Below are 18,190 nucleotides of genomic sequence, written 5' to 3'. Positions count from 1 at the left end.
CACACCAAGACCAAAATCCAATGCGCAAACTATGGCGCATGGCTATCAATTCGCAGTAAGGTCGAGCCAACCTCATTCAAGGAGGAAGAATGAAAATATCCAGAATAAAAATCACAAATTTCCGATCCATTGAAAACGCCAACATTGAAGCATCAGACTTCAACATACTTATCGGACAGAACAACACCGGGAAAACCAATTTCTTTGAAGCAATAAATTGGTTCTATACTGGCACAGGAACTTCCGACGACATAAAATTCTGTCGAGACCCTCAGAAAGAAGTAGAAGTAAGCGTAGAGTTCTCCGGCGCTCAGCACGGTGCCGAAAACATGATAAACGAAGGGAACAGGACAAAAATACTTAACGTGCTTAACGGCGCAGACAAACTTGTAATAACCAGAAGAAGCACCGAACCCAAAAAGAGAACCGTTGAGATAAATGATGAAACCATTAAAAACCCCACCGGGTTTGACACAGCGCTAAACGACTTCCTACCAAAATTCGAATACATACACACCCGACAGTACTACGAAGAGTTCACAAAATATAATCAGAAAAGCGCAGTGGGAATCATGCTATCTTCTGTAATTGAAGAAATATTAAATGACGACCCTAAATACAGAGCATTTCGAGAAAAATTTGACGACCTATTTAACTCCGAAGAGTCTGCTGTAAGCCAACATTTCAAAGCTCTAGGAGCATCAGTAAAAAACCATTTGGAAAAACAGTTTTCCGAATGCTCGAAAGTTTACTTCGAAGTACTCTCCCCTGAATTTAGTGATCTGCTAAAAAAATTCGAAACTGTAGTAGACGACGGCATCGAAACTTACGCTAGCGAGAAAGGCGATGGAATGCAGCGAGCACTTATGCTTGCAATAATCCAAGCCTATGCTGATTACAGAAAAAACAGAGAGGATGCCGGAAAGTCATTCCTTTTCTTTATCGACGAAGCAGAGCTACATCTACATCCTACAGCGCAAAGAAAACTGAAAAACGTTCTAAAAGAGCTAAGTGAAGATTTAGACCAAGTTTTCATAAGCACACACTCATCTGTCTTCGTTGCCGACTCGAGCCAAGAAGAAAGCGTATTCAAGACAGAGAAATCAGAATGCCGAACCGAGATATTTAAAACTGACGAAAAAGACAAACCATATATTATCTACGAGCTTCTCGGTGGAAGCCCAGCAGACCTACTACTGCCAAGAAACTTCTTGATCGTAGAAGGCCCAAGTGAATTTGAACTACTTACAAGAGTAATAAAAAACCACTACCCAAAAAAACCAGCAATTCAAATAATTTCAGCCGAAGGCGACACCCACCAAGCAAACCGGTCAATAAATGCAATATCGAAAGCATTTTCCCCTATGGGAACTAGCATATACAAAGACCGTACAATTATCCTGTGCGACCAACCCACAGCGAGAGCTCGTCCAGGCTTTGATGAGTTCATGGGAATCCACAAAGACTTAAATCATAATGGACAAATACTAGTGCTTCCATTTGGCAGTCTTGAGGAGTGTTACCCTAAAGACACTCCATGGGCACGAGATAGCAATCAAGTGAACACCATGAATGGACGCCAAAAAAAACAGCTAGCCAAATTAGTTGGCGACCAGATAACCCTAGAGCAGTTTGAGTCTTCCTTATCGATACTCTACAAAGCGTTACAAGCAGCCTGGGAAAGAGCCTTATAATTAATAACGACTATTAAAGTCCCGCACAACATTAAATTATTTATATTCAAAAAGCACAAAGCCCCTTCATCTGGGGCCTTGTACTTTAAGACGAGAGACAGCCCCTCAAATTAGGCCACCGCCTGCGCCCTACTCCTTTCCAACTTCTCAACCTGATATTCCCGCGCCGCCTGATGAAACGCCCCCAACAGCGCGTTGTAATCCGCCTTCTCCCAATAGCGATACTCGGGATGCCACTGCACCCCAACGGCAAACGCCTTGGCGCCAATCACACTGACCGCCTCGATCTGCCCATCCTCGGCCACGGCTTCAACCTGCAAGCCCTCACCCAGGCGATCAACCCCTTGACCATGCAATGAGTTGACCTTGATCTGCCGCTCGCCGAACAGCGAATGCAACACGCCGCCCTCGGTCAGGGCCACGTTGTGCATCGGGCCGTAGGCCACATCATCCGGTACATCCTTCACCTCACGGTGATCAAGACGACCTTCGACTTCATGCACTTCACGGTGCAGGGTGCCGCCAAACAGCACGTTCATTTCCTGCATGCCGCGGCAGATGCCGAGGAACGGAATGCCACGATCAATACAGGCACGCATCAGGCGCAGCACGGTTTCATCACGAGGTTTGTCGGCCAGGCCAAGGCCGGGATGGTCGTCGCCGTAGAAGCTGGGGTGCACGTTGGAGAGTGAGCCACCGAACATGATGCCGCTGACGCTATCCAGCACCGTATCCATGTCCAGATCATCGCCAAAGGCCGGGATCATCAGCGGGAAGGCACCGAAGCCGGTGACGGCGTGGATGTACTTCTCGCCGACCAGGTGAAACCAGCCGATATCACGGCTGGTCAGCTGCCAACGGCACAGGGGAAGGCCAATCATGGGTTTGCTCATTGCAAGGAGTCCTCTTCATTAATTATTGAAGTGGGCTGCCCTTGGGAGAGCGGGCTTACGGGCCAGGAAACCCTGAACCCGCTCACCCAAGGGGTGCCGTAACCTGCGGTCACTGCACCAACGCCGCGCCCGCGCGGCTGGTTTGTTGCGTAAAGCTGTTGTTGCTTGATGGGTATCGCTGCGCTCAACCTGCGCGGCCCGCCCCATCCTAGAGCGCTGCATGGTCTGCAGGCTCTTGTGGGAGGGGCTTTAGCCGCGACGTGCTATCGCGGCTAAAGCCCCTCCCACAGGCCGCAGTTGCATCAAAAAAGGGGGCTGATCCTGCGATCAGCCCCCTTGGGTGTTACTTAGCCATTACTCGGGAAAGCAAACTGAGCCGCCTCATGGCTGGCGCGCTGTGGCCAGCGTTGGGTGATGGCCTTCTTGCGGGTGTAGAAGCGCACACCGTCCGGGCCATAGGCATGCAGGTCGCCGAACAGCGAGCGCTTCCAGCCGCCGAAGCTGTGGTAGCTGACCGGTACCGGCAGCGGGACGTTGACGCCGACCATGCCGACTTCGATCTCGTCGCAGAACAGGCGCGCGGCTTCACCATCACGGGTAAAGATGCAGGTGCCGTTGCCGTATTCGTGGTCGTTGATCAGCTGCATGGCTTGTTCCAGGCTGCCGACGCGGACGATGCACAGCACTGGGCCGAAGATTTCGTCGGTGTAGATGGTCATCTCCGGGGTCACCTTGTCGAACAGGGTGCCGCCGACGAAGAAGCCGTTCTCGTTTCCTGCAACCACCAGGTCACGACCGTCGACTACCAGGCTTGCGCCCTGCGCCACGCCAGCGTCGATATAGCCTTTGACCTTGTCACGCGCCGCGCCAGTAACCAGCGGGCCCATGTCCAGGCCGCAGGAGGTGCCGGCACCGATTTTCAATGCTTTGATCTGCGGCACGATCTTCTCGACCAGCGCATCGGCGATCTGGTCGCCTACGCACACGGCCACGGAGATGGCCATGCAGCGCTCGCCGCAGGAGCCGTAGGCCGCGCCCATCAGTGCGCTGACGGCGTTGTCCAGGTCGGCATCGGGCATCAGCACGGCGTGGTTCTTCGCGCCGCCCAGGGCCTGTACGCGCTTACCGCGCTTGGTGCCTTCGCTGTAGATGTATTCGGCAATCGGCGTGGAGCCAACAAAGCTCAGGGCTTTGACTTCCGGCGCTTCGATCAGCGCATCCACCGCTTCCTTGTCGCCGTGCACCACGTTGAGCACGCCTTTTGGCAGGCCAGCCTCTTGCAGCAGTTGGGCGATATACAGGGTGGAGCTTGGGTCACGCTCGGACGGCTTCAAGATAAAGCAGTTGCCGCAGACGATGGCCAGCGGGTACATCCACAGCGGCACCATGGCCGGGAAGTTGAACGGGGTGATGCCGGCCACAACGCCGATTGGCTGCATGTCGCTCCAGGCGTCGATATTCGGGCCGACGTTGCGGCTGTACTCGCCCTTAAGGATTTCCGGGGCGGCGCAGGCAAATTCGACGTTTTCGATACCGCGCTTGAGCTCACCCGCGGCGTCTTCGAGGGTTTTGCCGTGCTCTTCGCTGATCAGCTTGGAGATGGTCGCTTCGTGCTGCTCCAGCAGCTGCTTGAAGCGGAACATCACCTGGGCGCGCTTGGCTGGCGGGGTGTTGCGCCAGGCCGGGAAAGCGCTCTTGGCCGAGTCGATGGCCAGTTGCATGGTGGCGCGGTCGGCCAGGGCGACTTGCTTGGTGGCGGCGCCGGTGGACGGGTTGAATACGTCTGCGCTGCGGCCGGTGCCGGCAGTCAGTTCGCCGTGGATCAGGTGGTTAACGAGGGTCATAAAAACTCCATTAGCAAATTCTTTGAGGCGGCCTTGGCTGCCAGAGGGTTCTGTCGTGGGAGGGGCTTTAGCCGCGACATTGCGCAGTCGCGGCTAAAGCCCCTCCCACAGGAATTAGTCGAGGCTGTTCAGCACATCACCGACGGCGTTGAACACGGAGTCCAGCTGCTCGGGCTTGGTGTTGAAGGTTGGCCCGAACTGCAGGGTGTCGCCGCCGAAGCGTACGTAGAAACCGGCGTTCCACAGTTTGATACCGGCCTCGAACGGACGGATCACCGGATCGCCGTCACGCGGGGCGATCTGGATCGCGCCGGCCAGGCCGCAGTTGCGGATGTCGACGACGTTCTTGCTGCCTTTGAGGCTGTGCAGCTTCTCTTCAAAGATTGGTGCCAGGGCGGCGGACTGCTCGATCAGGTTGTCGCGTTTGAGCAGCTCCAGGGTTGCCAGGCCGGCGGCGCAAGCCACCGGGTGGCCGGAGTAGGTGTAGCCGTGGCCGAATTCGACCATGTGCTCGGGGATCGCCTGGTTCATAAAGGTGTTGTAGATCTCGCTGGTGGCGATCACCGCGCCCAGCGGAATCGCGCCGTTGGTGATCTGCTTGGCGGTGTTCATGATGTCCGGCACCACGCCGAAGAACTCGGCACCGGTCCACTTGCCCATACGGCCGTAGGCGGTGATCACTTCGTCGAAGATCAGCAGGATGTTGTGCTGGGTGCAGATCTCACGCAGACGCTGCAGGTAGCCGACTGGCGGCACGATCACACCGGCGGAGCCGGACATCGGCTCGACGATGACCGCGGCGATGTTCGAGGCGTCGTGCAGTTCGATCAGTTTCAGCAGCTCGTTGGCCAGCTCAACACCGCCAGTAGCCGCCATGCCCTTGGTGAAGGCCAGGTGCGACTGCAGGGTGTGTGGCAGGTGGTCGGCGTCCATCATCTGGCCGAACATCTTGCGGTTACCGCCAATGCCACCCAGCGAGGTGCCGGCGATGTTCACGCCGTGGTAGCCACGGGCGCGGCCAATAAATTTGGTTTTGCTCGGTTGGCCTTTCAGGCGCCAGTAGGCCTTGGCCATCTTCACTGAGGTGTCGGCGCACTCGGAGCCGGAGTCGGTGTAGAACACGTGATCGAGGCCGGCTGGGGTTAGCTCGGTGATTTTCTCGGCCAGCTGGTAGGACAGCGGGTGGCCGTACTGGAAGCCCGGTGCGTAATCAAGGGTGCCCAGCTGCTTGGCCACGGCCTCCTGAATTTCCTTGCGGTTGTGCCCAGCGCCACAGGTCCACAGGCCGGACAGGCTGTCGAACACGCGGCGGCCCTTGTCGTCGATAAAGTAGTTGCCGTCGGCGCCGACGATCAGGCGCGGGTCGCGCTTGAAGTTGCGGTTGGCGGAAAACGGCATCCAGTGCGCATCCAGCTTGAGCTGGCTGGCCAGGGACGGGACTTCGGTCTGCGGCATGTTCATGGTGCGGCCTCGCAAGGAAGGGCGGTGTTCTTATGTGGAGAAGCAGTTGCCAGTAAAGGTGCCACGGGCTTACAGTCAGGAAAACCAGACTCTTCTTATCTTTAGTTAACCACTCACTAAACAATGAGCGACAGCCAATGAGCACCCGCCGCCCCGATCCACTGGCCCAGGTCAGTGATTTTGATATTCGCCTGCTCAAGCTGTTTCGCAGCGTGGTGGAATGCGGCGGCTTTTCCGCTGCGGAAAGCGCTTTGGGCATCGGCCGCTCGGCGATCAGCCAGCAGATGAGCGACCTGGAACAACGCCTCGGCCTGCGTCTGTGCCAACGCGGCCGCGCCGGCTTTGCCCTGACCGAAGAAGGCCGCGAGGTGTACCAGAGCACCCAGCAGTTGCTGGCAGCGCTGGAGAGCTTTCGCACCGAGGTCAACGGCCTGCACCAGCACCTGCGCGGCGAGCTGAATATCGGCCTGACCGACAATCTGGTAACGGTGCAACATATGCGCATCACCAACGCCCTGGCGCGCTTGAAAGAACGCGGCCCGGACGTGCATATCCATATCCGCATGACCCCACCGAGTGAAGTCGAACAAGGCGTGCTCGACGGCCGCCTGCATATCGGCGTGGTGCCCCAGGCCAGCGCGCTGTCCGGGCTGGAATACCAGGCGCTGTACGACGAGCGTTCGCTGCTCTACTGCGCGGTCGGCCATCCGTTGTTCTATGTCGATGATCAGCAGCTGGAGGACGCGCGGCTAAACGCTCAGGAGGCCATCGCACCGACCTTCCGCCTACCGCCCGAAGTGCAGAGCCACTATCAGGCGCTCAATTGCACCGCCAGCGCCTCGGACCGCGAAGGTATGGCCTTTCTCATCCTCACCGGGCGCTATATCGGTTACCTGCCGGACCACTACGCCCAGGCCTGGGTGCAGCAGGGACGCCTGCGCGTGCTCAAGCCGGCCAGCCGCTTCTACGACATCAGCCTGGCCTCGGTCACCCGCAAAGGCCGCCGCCCGCACCTGGTGCTGGAGAGTTTTCTTGAGGCCCTGGCCGAGGCGTAGCGACACACCAGGTAACAACTGGCCACGTAACGCTGGGCGGCGGCGGGACTCTCAGGTCTATGCTCGGTCAAAGCCGCGCCTGGCGCGGCTTCGACTCTTTTGTATATGTGCAGTGCCACCACGGAGGAGCTTATGCCTAGCCGTCGTCACTTCATTCAGGGCAGCGCCAGCCTGCTCGCGCTCGCCGCCACGCCCTGGCTGCCATCCCTGGCTTACGCCGACCCCAGCCAACTGCTGAAACGCCCCATCCCGAGCAGCGGTGAGTTGCTGCCGGTGATCGGCCTGGGCACCTCGCGCACCTTCGATGTCAGCCTCAGCAATGACAGCCTGAAACCACTGGATTCGGTGATGCGAACCTTTATCAACGGCGGCGCCAGGCTGATCGACACCGCCCCCAGTTATGGCGCCTCCGAAGCGGTGACCGGCGAGCTGCTGAAACGCACCAAAACCCAGGGCAAGGCCTTCCTCGCCACCAAGATTTCCGCCACCGGCCGTGAGCGCGGCATGGCGCAGGTTCAGGCCAGCCTGCAGGCGCTGCAAACCGACAAGCTCGACCTGGTGCAGGTGCACAACCTGCAGGACACCCGCACCCAACTGGCCTTGTTGCGCGAGCTGAAAGCCGAGGGCAAGGTGCGCTATATCGGCATTACCCATTACATCGAATCGGCGCACGACGACCTGCTGGAGGTGCTGGAAAAAGAGTCGGTGGACTTCGTCCAGCTCAACTACTCAGTGGGCGAACGCAATGCCGAGAAACGCCTGCTGCCCTACTGCGCCGACCATGGCATCGCCACGCTGATCAACCGGCCGTTCCAGCGCGCGCAGCTGCTCAGTAGAGTCAAAGGCAAATCGCTGCCCAGCTGGGCGATGGAGACCGACGCCACCTCTTGGGCGCAGCTGCTGCTCAAATTTATCCTCGCCAACCCGGCGGTGACGGTGGTGATCCCGGCTACTTCCAACCCGCGTTATATGGCCGACAACCTCAAGGCCGGCATCGGCCGCCTGCCGGATGCGGCGCTGCGCGAGAAGATTATCCAGGCGTTTAGCTGAGATGCACGCGGCTGCCCGCGACGTGGAAGCCAGACGATGAGCCCGGCGCAACGCCTGGCCCAGGCGATCAACGCGCGGCCCGCCGAACTGCTGGCGGTGCTGTGCGGGTTTGGCCTGTTTTTCTGCCTGTTCAGCGGCTATTTCATGCTGCGGCCGATTCGCGAGGCCATGGGCATTCGTGGCGGCGTGGAAAACCTGCAATGGCTATTCACCGCGACCTTTCTGGTCATGCTCGCCGCTGTGCCGCTGTTTGCCTGGCTTAACTCGACGGTGGCGCGGGCGCGTTATATCGATTGGGTGTACGGCTTTTTTATCCTCAACCTGCTGGCCTTCGCCGCGCTGTTTCAGCGTAGCGGCGACGACATCTGGGTGGCGCGGGTGTTTTACGTGTGGATCTCGGTCTACAACCTGTTCGTCGTCTCGGTGGCCTGGAGCCTGATGGCCGATGTGTTCGACAGCGCCCAGGCCAAGCGCCTGTTTGCCTTTATCGCCGCTGGTGCCAGCTGCGGTGGCTTGGCCGGGCCGGCGCTCGGCGCGCTGCTGATTGAGCGCCTCGGGCAGAGCGGGCTGATCCTGCTGGCGGCCTTGCTGCTAGGCATGGCGATTCTGGCCAAGCAGCAGCTGATGGCCTGGCGCGCCATCGGCGGTGCCGGTCGGCCCGGCGCACCGCCCAGCGAAAACCCGCGCCAGCCGGTGCTGGGCAATCCGTTCAGCGGTTTTACTCGTGTGCTCGCCTCGCCCTATCTGCTGGGCATCAGCGCTTTCGTGATCCTGCTGGCCACTGCCAGCACCTTTCTCTACTTCGAGCAGGCGCGCCTGGTGGCGGAAACCTTCACCGAGCGCAATGAACAGATCCGCGTATTCGGCCTGATCGACTTCAGCGTGCAGGCACTGTCCTTGCTCGCGCAGCTGTTTATCACCGGGCGCATCGCCCAGCGCTTCGGCATCCGCGCCCTACTCGCCGGGGTGCCGCTGCTGGTCTGCCTGGGCTTTATCGGCCTGGCCCTGGCGCCGACCTTCGCCATGCTTGCAGCCTTGATGATTGTGCGCCGGGTCGGTGAGTACGCCTTCGTCCGGCCCGGCCGGGAAATGCTCTTCGCCCCGCTGGACGCCGAGAGTAAATACAAGGCCAAGAACTTTATCGACACCGTGGTCTACCGCGCCGGCGACGCCGTCAGCGCCTGGGCCAAAGCCCTGCTCGATATGCTCGCCAACGGCGTACTGATCGCCGCCGTGGCCGGCGCAATTTGCGCAGCCGCCTGGGGCGCGCTGGGCTGGTATCTGGGTGGGCGCAGGGAGCAAAGCGGCAGGCCCGGTGGCGAACGCATAGAACCGTAGCCCGCCAGCCCCAAAAGCGCCGCAGCACGCCTCTTACACGCACAACCCTGGTGCAAAAGCAGAGTTGCAGCGTATTCAGGTCAGATTTTCTGCCCCTCGCGCTTGTCACCTCGGCGGCTCTGGGTTATCAGTGCAGTCGTCCGAAAACCTGACCACTGCGGAACCGCCCATGACTGTTGAAGTACTTGCGCACCGAGCCGATCCGAACAATAAACCTGCCGGCCGGATTCGGCAGAAAAACGAAGAGGCGATCATCAAGGCCGCCGAGGAAGAGTTCGCCCGCCACGGCTTCAAAGGCACCAGCATGAACACCATCGCGCAGAACGTTGGCCTGCCCAAGGCCAACCTGCATTACTACTTCAGCAACAAGCTGGGGCTGTATCAGGCTGTGCTGGTGAACATCCTTGAGCTGTGGGACAACACCTTCAACAACCTGAGCGTGGACGATGATCCCGCCATCGCGCTGGCCGGTTATATCCGCGCCAAGATGGAGTTTTCCCGCCGCCACCCGAAAGCTTCGCGCATCTACGCCATGGAAGTGATAAGCGGTGGCGAGCACCTCTCGCAGATGCTCAATCAGGATTACCAGACCTGGTTCCGTGGCCGTGCTGCAGTATTCGAAGCCTGGAGCGCCGCCGGCAAGATGGACCCGGTCGACCCGGTGCACCTGATCTTCCTGCTGTGGGGCAGCACCCAGCATTACGCCGATTTCTCCTCGCAGATCTGCCGCGTCACCGGTCGCTCGCGCCTGGTAAAAGCCGATTACGAAGAGGCCGCCGACCAGCTGATCGCCATCATCCTCAAAGGCTGTGGCCTGACCCCGCCAACCAAAGACGCCTGATGCCCTACACCCTGCTCGGCCCTTGCGAATACCGCGAGGAGATTCGCAAAAGCCGCTTTATCGCCCTCGCCGCGCCGGTTAGCAGCGCGGCCGAGGCGCAGGCGTTTATCGCCGCGCACAGCGACACCAGCGCCAGTCATAACTGCTGGGCCTGGAAAGTCGGCCAGCAGTACCGTTTCAGTGATGACGGCGAACCCGGTGGCACGGCGGGCCGGCCGATCCTCGCAGCCATCGAGAGCCAGGAGATGGACAAGGTGGCGGTGCTGGTGATCCGCTTCTACGGTGGCATCCAGCTCGGCACCGGCGGCCTGGCCCGCGCCTACGGCGGCAGCGCAAACAAATGCCTGCAAGCTGCCCCGCGCATCGAGTTAGTCGCCCGCGAGCAGTTCCGCTGCCATTGCCTGTTCGCCGAACTGCCGCTGCTCAAGGCGCGGCTTACAGAACTCGACTGCCTGCTGGAAAACGAGAGCTATGACGCCAGCGGGGCCGAACTGCAACTGGCCATCCCCGCGACGCGGGTCGCCGAGCTACAGCGGCTGCTGGCGGATATCAGCCGTGGGCGGATTGAGTTGCGGCCACAGTAGTTCCTGTCGCGGCTAAAGCCCCTCCCACAGGTTTGTGCTGAACCGTGGGAGGGGCTTTAGCCGCGATATCCCGCAAATGCGCCAAAACGTACCAGCCAGCAAAACTACGCACCACGCTGGAGCCTGCGGCTGGTATGGCGTTGCAGCGAAGCTCGCACGGGCGCGGGCCGAGGCATTTCTGACCCCCTGGCCAGCTTTTTGCTTTAGCCAGGGCAGTTGTCATTCCTGAGCCTCTGTCCATGTCCAGTTCCCCCTCTGTTCCACGCTTGCAGCTGAGCGGTATCAGCAAGCGCTACCCCGGCTGCCTGGCCAATGACCGTATCGATCTGAGCATCGCGCCTGGGGAAATCCATGCGCTGCTCGGCGAGAACGGTGCCGGCAAGAGCACCCTGATGAAGATCATCTACGGCGTCACCCAGCCCGACAGCGGTGAGATTCGCTGGCAGGGTGAACCGCTGAAAATGCGTGACCCGGCCATGGCGCGCAGCCTTGGCGTAGGCATGGTGTTTCAGCACTTCTCGCTGTTCGAGACCCTGAGTGTGGCGGAGAACATCGCCTTGGCCATGGGCGCAGCGGCCGGCACACCCAAGCAGTTGGAGCCGAAGATTCGTGAAGTCTCGCAGCGTTACGGCATGGCCCTGGAACCGGGGCGGCTGGTGCACAGCCTGTCCATCGGCGAGCGGCAGCGGGTGGAGATCGTCCGTTGTCTGATGCAGGACATCAAACTGCTGATCCTTGATGAGCCGACCTCGGTGCTCACCCCACAGGAGGCCGACGAACTGTTTGTAACCTTGCGCCGCCTGGCTGCCGAGGGCTGCAGCATTCTGTTCATCAGCCACAAGCTCGGCGAAGTGCGTGCCCTGTGCCAGAACGCCACGGTGCTGCGCGGCGGCAAGGTATCGGGGCATTGCATACCGGCCGAATGCAGCGATCTGCAGCTGGCGCGGCTGATGGTCGGCGACGCCGAGGGACTGGAAAGCAGTTACCCGAAAGCTGACGGCGGTCTGCCGCGTCTGCGTGTGGATGACCTCAGCTGGCATAACGCCGACCCATTCGGCTGCACCCTCAGCCAGATCCGCCTGGAGGTGCGCAGCGGCGAGATCGTTGGCATAGCCGGAGTCGCCGGCAATGGTCAGGACGAATTGTTGGCCCTGCTTAGCGGCGAAACCCGCCTGCCGCGCAGCGAGCGCGAACGCATCAGCCTGGATAGCCAACCGATTGCCGACCTGTACCCGGATGCGCGGCGCAAGCTGGGCCTGGCCTTTGTCCCGGCCGAGCGCCTGGGTCACGGCGCGGTGCCGGACATGAGCCTGAGTGATAACGCGCTGCTCACCGCGTTCCAGCAAGGTTTAGTCAGCAAAGGGCTGATTCAGCGCGGCAAAGTGCGCGCCCTGGCCGACGAAATCATCCAGCGCTTTGCGGTGAAAACACCGGACGCCGATGCGCCCGCGCGCAGCCTGTCCGGCGGCAACCTGCAGAAATTTCTCCTCGGCCGCGAGATTCTGCAGAACCCCAAATTGCTGGTGGCGGCGCACCCAACCTGGGGCGTGGACGTGGGCGCGGCGGCGGCGATCCATCGCGCGCTGATTGCCCTACGCGATGCCGGCGCGGCGATTCTGGTGATCTCCGAAGACCTCGACGAGCTGTTCCAGATCAGCGACCGCATCGGCGCGCTGTGCAGCGGCAAGCTCTCGCCCCTGGCCGCCACCGCAGAAACCGAAGCGGTTGAAGTCGGTCGGTGGATGGCCGGCGAATTCGCCCCGCTTCCCCCTATCACAAGCACGCCGGCAGCCGCTGCTGCCAGCCTGAGCTGACGGAGTTTTCCATGCTGTTATCCCTCGAACCGCGTGGCCAGCAATCGCGCGCCATGCTCTGGTTGTCGCCACTGCTCGCCGCCGTGCTGACTCTGTGCAGCGGCGCGCTGCTATTCGCCCTGCTCGGCCACGACCCGCTGGACACCCTGCACACCCTGCTGATCGCGCCGCTGGCCGACTGGTATGGCGTATCCGAACTGCTGGTCAAGGCGCTGCCGATTCTGCTCTGTGCACTTGGCCTGGCCGTGGCCTACCAGGCGCGCATCTGGAATATAGGCGCAGAAGGTCAGCTGCTGCTCGGCGCGCTGGCCGGCAGCGCCATGGCGATCCAAATCATCGATTGGGACAGCCGCTGGGCGCTGGTTTGGGTGGTACTCGCCGGCGTGGCAGCGGGTGCAGCCTGGGGCGGCCTCACCGCCTGGTTGCGCACGCAGTTCAATGCCAACGAAATCCTCACCAGCATCATGCTCAACTACATCGCGCTGAACCTGCTGCTGTTCTTTGTGCATGGCCCGCTAAAGGACCCGGCCGGTTTCAACTTCCCCGAGTCAGCAATGTTCGGCGATGCCAGCCGCCTGCCGCTGGTGAGTGAAGACGGTCGCCTGCATGCCGGCCTGTACTTCGCCCTGCTGGCCCTGGTGGCGGTGTGGGTGTTGCTGCACAAGAGCTTTCTCGGATTTCAGATCAAGGTGCTCGGCCTCGACCGCCGCGCCGCCGGCTTTGTCGGCTTTCGCGAGAAACGCCTGGTGTGGTTTGCCCTGCTGGTCAGCGGCGGCCTGGCCGGGCTGGCGGGTGTTGGTGAAGTGGCCGGACCGATTGGCCAACTGGTGCCGCAGGTATCGCCGGGCTACGGCTACGCGGCGATCACCGTGGCCTTTCTCGGCCGCTTGAATCCGCTCGGCATTGTCTTCGCCAGCCTGTTGATGGCCCTGCTCTACCTGGGCGGCGAGAACGCGCAGATGACCATGAACCTGCCCCAGGCGATCACCCAGCTGTTTCAAGGAATGATGCTGTTCTTCCTGCTCGCCTGCGACGTGCTGATCCTCTATCGGCCACGGCTGAAGTGGAAATGGGCGCAGCGCACAACCAACGCCGAAGCAATGGCCTGACAACGTATCTGTAGGAACTCCCGATGGACCTCGACCTGTTAAGCAATATTTTCTACGCCATGGTGCGCACCGGTACGCCGCTGCTGCTGGTGGCATTGGGTGAACTGATCTGCGAGAAGAGCGGCGTACTCAACCTCGGCCAGGAAGGCATGATGCTGTTCGGCGCGGTGATCGGCTTTATCGTCGCCCTGAGTACCGGCAACCTGTGGCTCGGCGTGCTGCTGGCGATGAGCGCCGGCATGCTGCTGTCGATGCTGTTCGCCGCCGTGGCCCTGGGCTTTAACGCCAATCAGGTGGCCACCGGCCTGGCATTGACCATCTTCGGCGTAGGCCTCTCCACCTTTGTCGGCGCGGCCTGGGTCGGCAAACCGCTGGCCGGTTTTGAGCCCATTGCCATTCCGCTGCTTAGCGAGATTCCACTGATCGGGCGCATGCTGTTTGCCCAGGACATTCTGGTTTACCTGTCCTTCGCCCTGTTCGGTTTAGTGGCCTGGGTGCTGCTGAAAAGCCGCATCGGTTTGATCATCCAGGCGGTCGGTGAAAACCCCGACGCGGCCAGCGCCATGGGCCTGCCGGTGCTGCGCGTACGCACCCTGGCAGTGCTGTTTGGTGGCGCCATGGCCGGCTTGGCGGGCGGTTACCTGTCGCTGGCCTATACACCGATGTGGGCGGAAAACATGACCGCTGGGCGCGGCTGGATCGCCCTGGCGCTGGTGGTATTTGCCAGCTGGCGGGTATTCCGCGTGTTGCTCGGCGCCTACCTGTTCGGCCTGGCCAGCATCATCCATCTGGTGGCACAGGGCATCGGCCTGTCGATCCCCTCCAACCTGCTGGCGATGCTGCCCTATGTGGCGACCATCCTGGTGCTGGTCCTGCTGTCGCGCGACGCGATCAAGACTCGCCTGTTTGCCCCGGTATCACTGGGCAAGCCCTGGCAGCCAGGGCACTGACGGCGGACGTATTTATCGCGGGCATGGCCCGCTCCTACAGGCGGCAGAATATGTATAGGAGGAGGCCATGCCCGCGATTGCGCACCAGCAGGCAGCACACCTACTCCCTTCCGCACCAGCACAGCACCTCCACAGAACCCCGCTTCGGCGGGGTTCTGCGTTTTTACGCGCCCCGCAGCGCTAATTGTCCAGTTGGTCAGCTTTTTGCAATACAACTGGCAGCTGTTTAACAACAACGTACCCACACACATCGGAGTTCCGCCAACCATGTTCGAGAAGAGCAAAAAACCGCTGCTGCGCACACTCGTTGCCGCCCTTGGCTTTAGCGCCACATTGGGCGCATCCGCCGCCGATCCGTTGAAGGTCGGCTTTGTCTACATTGGCCCGATTGGCGACCACGGCTGGACCTACCAGCATGAGCAGGGCCGTCAGGCGGTGATCAAACAGCTCGGCGACAAGGTTGAAACCAGCTACGTGGAAAACGTCCCGGAAGGTGCGGACGCCGAGCGGGTGATTCGCAACATGGCCAAGGGTGGTTATGACCTGATCTTCACCACCTCCTTCGGCTACATGAACCCGACGCTGAAAGTCGCCAAGCAGTTCCCCAAGCTGACCTTCGAGCACGCCACCGGCTACAAGCAGGACAAGAACCTCGGCACCTACCTGTCGCGTTCCTATGAGGGCCGTTATGTCGGCGGATTTCTCGCGGCGAAGATGACCAAGACCAAGAAAGTCGGCTACGTCGCCTCCTTCCCGATCCCGGAAGTGATCCGCGATATCAACGCCATCCAGCTGGCTTTGGACAAGTACAACCCCGGCACTGAGATCAAGGTGGTGTGGGTCAACTCCTGGTTCGATCCGGGCAAGGAATCCGATGCGGCCAACGCGCTGATCGACCAGGGTGTCGACGTGGTGTTCCAGCACACTGACAGCCCTGCGCCGATCCAGACTGCCGAACGTCGCGGCGTTTACTCCGTGGGCTACGCCTCGGACATGGCGCACTTCGGGCCGAAGGCCGTACTGACCTCGATCGTCAACGACTGGGGCCCGCACTACGTCAAATCCACACAGGCGGTGATCGACGGCAACTGGAAATCTGAAGACTTCTGGGGCGGCCTGGCGGAAGACACCATCAAACTGCCGATCAGCGACCTGGTGCCGGCCGAGGTGAAAACCGAAGCCGAGCAGATCATCGCCGACATCAAGAGCGGCACCTTCCACCCGTTCACCGGCCCAATCAAGGACCAGAGCGGCGTCGAGAAAATCCCGGCCGGCGTCGCCGCGACCAACGCCGAACTGGCCTCGATGAACTACTACGTGGAAAACGTAAAGGCTGAACTGCCGAAGTAAGCCCCCTCACACACATCAAACCGATGCCGTCCCTGCCTCACCGGCAGAACCGCATCAAAAGGGCGCCCTGGATACGGGGCGCTCTTACTCGCTGCCCTGGGTACGAGAAGACTCGCAGCAACATCCCGGAGCTTTTTATGAACCGCCTACCGATTATCGATATCGCCCCGCTCTACAGCGACAACCAAACCGCCTGGCCCGCCGTGGCCGAGCAGATTGACCGAGCCTGCCGCGACTGGGGTTTCTTCTATATCACCGGCCACCCGATCAGCCCGGCGCGTATTGCCGAACTGCTGAGCGCCGCCAAAACCTTCTTCGCCCTGCCGGCTGCGGACAAACTCAAAATCGATATCACCCAGACCGCCCATCACCGTGGCTACGGCGCGATTGCCACCGAGCAACTGGACCCGAGCAAACCGAGCGATCTCAAGGAAACCTTCGATATGGGTTTCCATATGGACCTCAATCACCCCGAGGTGCTGGCCGGCAAACCGCTGCGCGGCGCCAATCGGCATCCCGACCTGCCCGGTTGGGAAACACTGATGGAACAGCACTACGCCGATATGCAGGCGCTGGCGCAAACCCTGCTGCGCGCCATGACGATTGCTCTGGACATCGACCGCGACTTTTTCGACACGCGCTTCAATGAGCCAATCAGCGTGCTGCGGATGATCCACTACCCGCCGCGCCACACTGCCAGCAGTGCCGAACAGCAAGGCGCGGGTGAACACACCGATTACGGTTGCATCACCCTGCTCTACCAGGACAACGCCGGCGGTCTGCAAGTGCGTGCCCGCGATGGCCAGTGGATCGACGCGCCGCCGATGGCTGGCAGCTTTGTGGTGAACATCGGCGACATGCTGGCGCGCTGGAGCAATGACCGTTACACCTCGACCCCGCACCGGGTGATCAGCCCGCTGGGGGTTGATCGCTACTCCATGCCGTTCTTCGCCGAACCGCACCCGGATACCGAAATCAGCTGCCTACCGAACTGCTCGGACGCCAGCAACCCACCCAAGTATCCGTCAGTAACCAGCGCCGAATACCTACTCTCGCGCTTTGCCGACACCTACGCTTACAGGCGTGAAGAACAGGCGGGCGCATAACTCCGCCCGCGCCCCGGAGGAACGGCCTTGGCCGCGAGAGCGTTGCGCGGCCAAGGCGATTTAGCACCCGGCTGATTCGGCGAAATCCTGTCCTTACGGTTAAACTTTGTCGCGACCACGCCTGATAACGAGATCTGACCATGTACGACTGGCTCAATGCCCTGCCCAAGGCCGAACTGCACCTGCACATTGAGGGCTCGCTGGAGCCCGAGTTGCTGTTTGCCCTGGCCGAGCGCAACAAGATTGCCCTGCCCTGGAACGATGTTGAAGCGCTGCGCAGCGCCTACGCGTTCAACAACCTGCAGGAGTTTCTCGACCTGTATTACGCCGGGGCCGACGTGCTGCGCACCGAGCAGGATTTCTACGACCTTACCTGGGCCTACCTGCAAAAATGCAAAGCGCAGAACGTCATCCACACCGAGCCATTCTTCGACCCGCAGACCCACACCGATCGCGGTATTCCCTTTGAAGTAGTGCTGCGCGGCATCAAACAGGCGCTGGTCGATGGTGAAAAGCAGCTGGGCATCAGCCACGGTTTGATCCTGAGCTTTCTGCGGCATCTGCCCGAAGAAGAAGCCTTCAAAACCCTGGAACAGGCCAGGCCATTCCGCGATGCCTTTATCGCCGTCGGTTTGGACAGCTCGGAGATGGGCCACCCGCCGAGCAAGTTCCAGCGCGTGTTCGACAAGGCGCGCAGTGAAGGCTATCTGACCGTCGCCCATGCGGGCGAAGAAGGCCCACCCGAATACATCTGGGAAGCCCTGGACCTACTGAAAATCGAGCGTATCGACCATGGCGTGCGCGCTATCGAAGACGAGCGTTTGATGCAGCGCATCATCGACGAGCAGATCCCGCTGACCGTCTGCCCGCTGTCCAACACCAAGCTCTGTGTATTCGACGACATGCGCCAGCACAACATCCTGCAGATGCTCGAACGCGGGGTGAAGGTGACGGTGAACTCGGATGACCCGGCCTACTTCGGCGGCTACGTCACCGAAAACTTCGCCGCTCTGTACGACAGCCTGGGCATGACCCAGGAGCAGGCCAAGCGCCTGGCGCAGAACAGCCTGGATGCAAGATTGGTCTGAGGCTGAAAGTCGC

The 18,190-nt window shown here is 60.5% G+C and carries 15 protein-coding genes; 12 read left to right on the top strand and 3 right to left on the bottom strand.

The annotated features are described in order from the left end of the window. The first annotated feature begins 89 nt into the window (after positions 1-89). The gene (locus RHP75_RS04370; protein ID WP_311090610.1) at positions 90-1,694 is read left to right on the top strand and encodes an AAA family ATPase; all 1,605 of its coding nucleotides are present in this window, start codon (positions 90-92) and stop codon (positions 1,692-1,694) included. Between the two features lie 110 nt (positions 1,695-1,804). On the opposite strand, the gene RHP75_RS04365 is transcribed toward RHP75_RS04370, so the two are convergent. The 3 genes from RHP75_RS04365 to RHP75_RS04355 form a co-directional block, all read right to left on the bottom strand. After that, a complete protein-coding gene (locus RHP75_RS04365; protein WP_311090609.1) occupies positions 1,805-2,575 on the bottom strand; it encodes a gamma-glutamyl-gamma-aminobutyrate hydrolase family protein in 771 nt (256 codons plus the stop codon). Between the two features lie 359 nt (positions 2,576-2,934). Continuing rightward, the gene (locus tag RHP75_RS04360) at positions 2,935-4,431 is read right to left on the bottom strand and encodes a CoA-acylating methylmalonate-semialdehyde dehydrogenase (RefSeq protein WP_311090608.1); all 1,497 of its coding nucleotides are present in this window, start codon (positions 4,429-4,431) and stop codon (positions 2,935-2,937) included. 114 nt (positions 4,432-4,545) lie between these two features. Then, the gene (locus RHP75_RS04355; RefSeq protein ID WP_311090607.1) at positions 4,546-5,892 is read right to left on the bottom strand and encodes an aspartate aminotransferase family protein; all 1,347 of its coding nucleotides are present in this window, start codon (positions 5,890-5,892) and stop codon (positions 4,546-4,548) included. Positions 5,893-6,029: 137 nt separating this feature from the next. Between RHP75_RS04355 and RHP75_RS04350 the strand changes: the two genes are divergently transcribed. The 11 genes from RHP75_RS04350 to RHP75_RS04300 all read left to right on the top strand — a co-directional run bounded on the left by RHP75_RS04350 (position 6,030) and on the right by RHP75_RS04300 (position 18,177). Next, positions 6,030-6,947: a LysR family transcriptional regulator gene (locus RHP75_RS04350; protein WP_311090606.1), complete on the top strand. Its 918-nt coding sequence runs from the start codon at positions 6,030-6,032 to the stop codon at positions 6,945-6,947. A 132-nt stretch (positions 6,948-7,079) separates the two neighbouring features. Further along, on the top strand, positions 7,080-7,997 hold the full coding sequence (locus tag RHP75_RS04345) for an aldo/keto reductase (protein WP_311090605.1): 918 nt from the start codon (positions 7,080-7,082) through the stop codon (positions 7,995-7,997). Positions 7,998-8,033: 36 nt separating this feature from the next. After that, complete coding sequence (locus RHP75_RS04340) at positions 8,034-9,335, top strand: MFS transporter (protein WP_311090604.1); 1,302 nt, start codon at positions 8,034-8,036, stop codon at positions 9,333-9,335. Positions 9,336-9,504: 169 nt separating this feature from the next. Beyond that, positions 9,505-10,176 carry a TetR/AcrR family transcriptional regulator gene (locus RHP75_RS04335; protein WP_311090603.1) on the top strand — a complete coding sequence of 224 codons (672 nt, stop codon included), beginning with the start codon at positions 9,505-9,507 and terminating at the stop codon, positions 10,174-10,176. Beyond that, positions 10,176-10,760 carry a YigZ family protein gene (locus tag RHP75_RS04330; RefSeq protein WP_311090602.1) on the top strand — a complete coding sequence of 195 codons (585 nt, stop codon included), beginning with the start codon at positions 10,176-10,178 and terminating at the stop codon, positions 10,758-10,760. Before RHP75_RS04335 ends, RHP75_RS04330 begins: the two co-directional genes overlap by 1 nt. Before the next feature lie 233 nt (positions 10,761-10,993). Next, on the top strand, positions 10,994-12,574 hold the full coding sequence (locus RHP75_RS04325) for an ABC transporter ATP-binding protein (RefSeq protein WP_311091865.1): 1,581 nt from the start codon (positions 10,994-10,996) through the stop codon (positions 12,572-12,574). Positions 12,575-12,585: 11 nt separating this feature from the next. After that, a complete protein-coding gene (locus RHP75_RS04320) occupies positions 12,586-13,683 on the top strand; it encodes an ABC transporter permease (RefSeq protein WP_311090601.1) in 1,098 nt (365 codons plus the stop codon). 23 nt (positions 13,684-13,706) lie between these two features. Beyond that, the gene (locus RHP75_RS04315) at positions 13,707-14,633 is read left to right on the top strand and encodes an ABC transporter permease (protein ID WP_090255394.1); all 927 of its coding nucleotides are present in this window, start codon (positions 13,707-13,709) and stop codon (positions 14,631-14,633) included. Positions 14,634-14,900: 267 nt separating this feature from the next. Next, positions 14,901-15,983, top strand: a complete 1,083-nt coding sequence (locus RHP75_RS04310; protein ID WP_311090600.1) for a BMP family ABC transporter substrate-binding protein — start codon at positions 14,901-14,903, stop codon at positions 15,981-15,983. A gap of 137 nt (positions 15,984-16,120) precedes the next feature. Next, complete coding sequence (locus tag RHP75_RS04305; RefSeq protein ID WP_311090599.1) at positions 16,121-17,089, top strand: 2-oxoglutarate and iron-dependent oxygenase domain-containing protein; 969 nt, start codon at positions 16,121-16,123, stop codon at positions 17,087-17,089. A gap of 140 nt (positions 17,090-17,229) precedes the next feature. Further along, on the top strand, positions 17,230-18,177 hold the full coding sequence (locus RHP75_RS04300; RefSeq protein ID WP_311090598.1) for an adenosine deaminase: 948 nt from the start codon (positions 17,230-17,232) through the stop codon (positions 18,175-18,177). Positions 18,178-18,190 lie beyond the last annotated feature (13 nt).

This window comes from Pseudomonas sp. SG20056 (assembly GCF_031764535.1).
In the GTDB taxonomy this organism is placed as follows: Bacteria; Pseudomonadota; Gammaproteobacteria; order Pseudomonadales; family Pseudomonadaceae; genus Aquipseudomonas.
The sequence above is the reverse complement of the archived record's forward strand: the minus strand, read 5'-3'. Positions and strand labels throughout refer to the sequence as shown.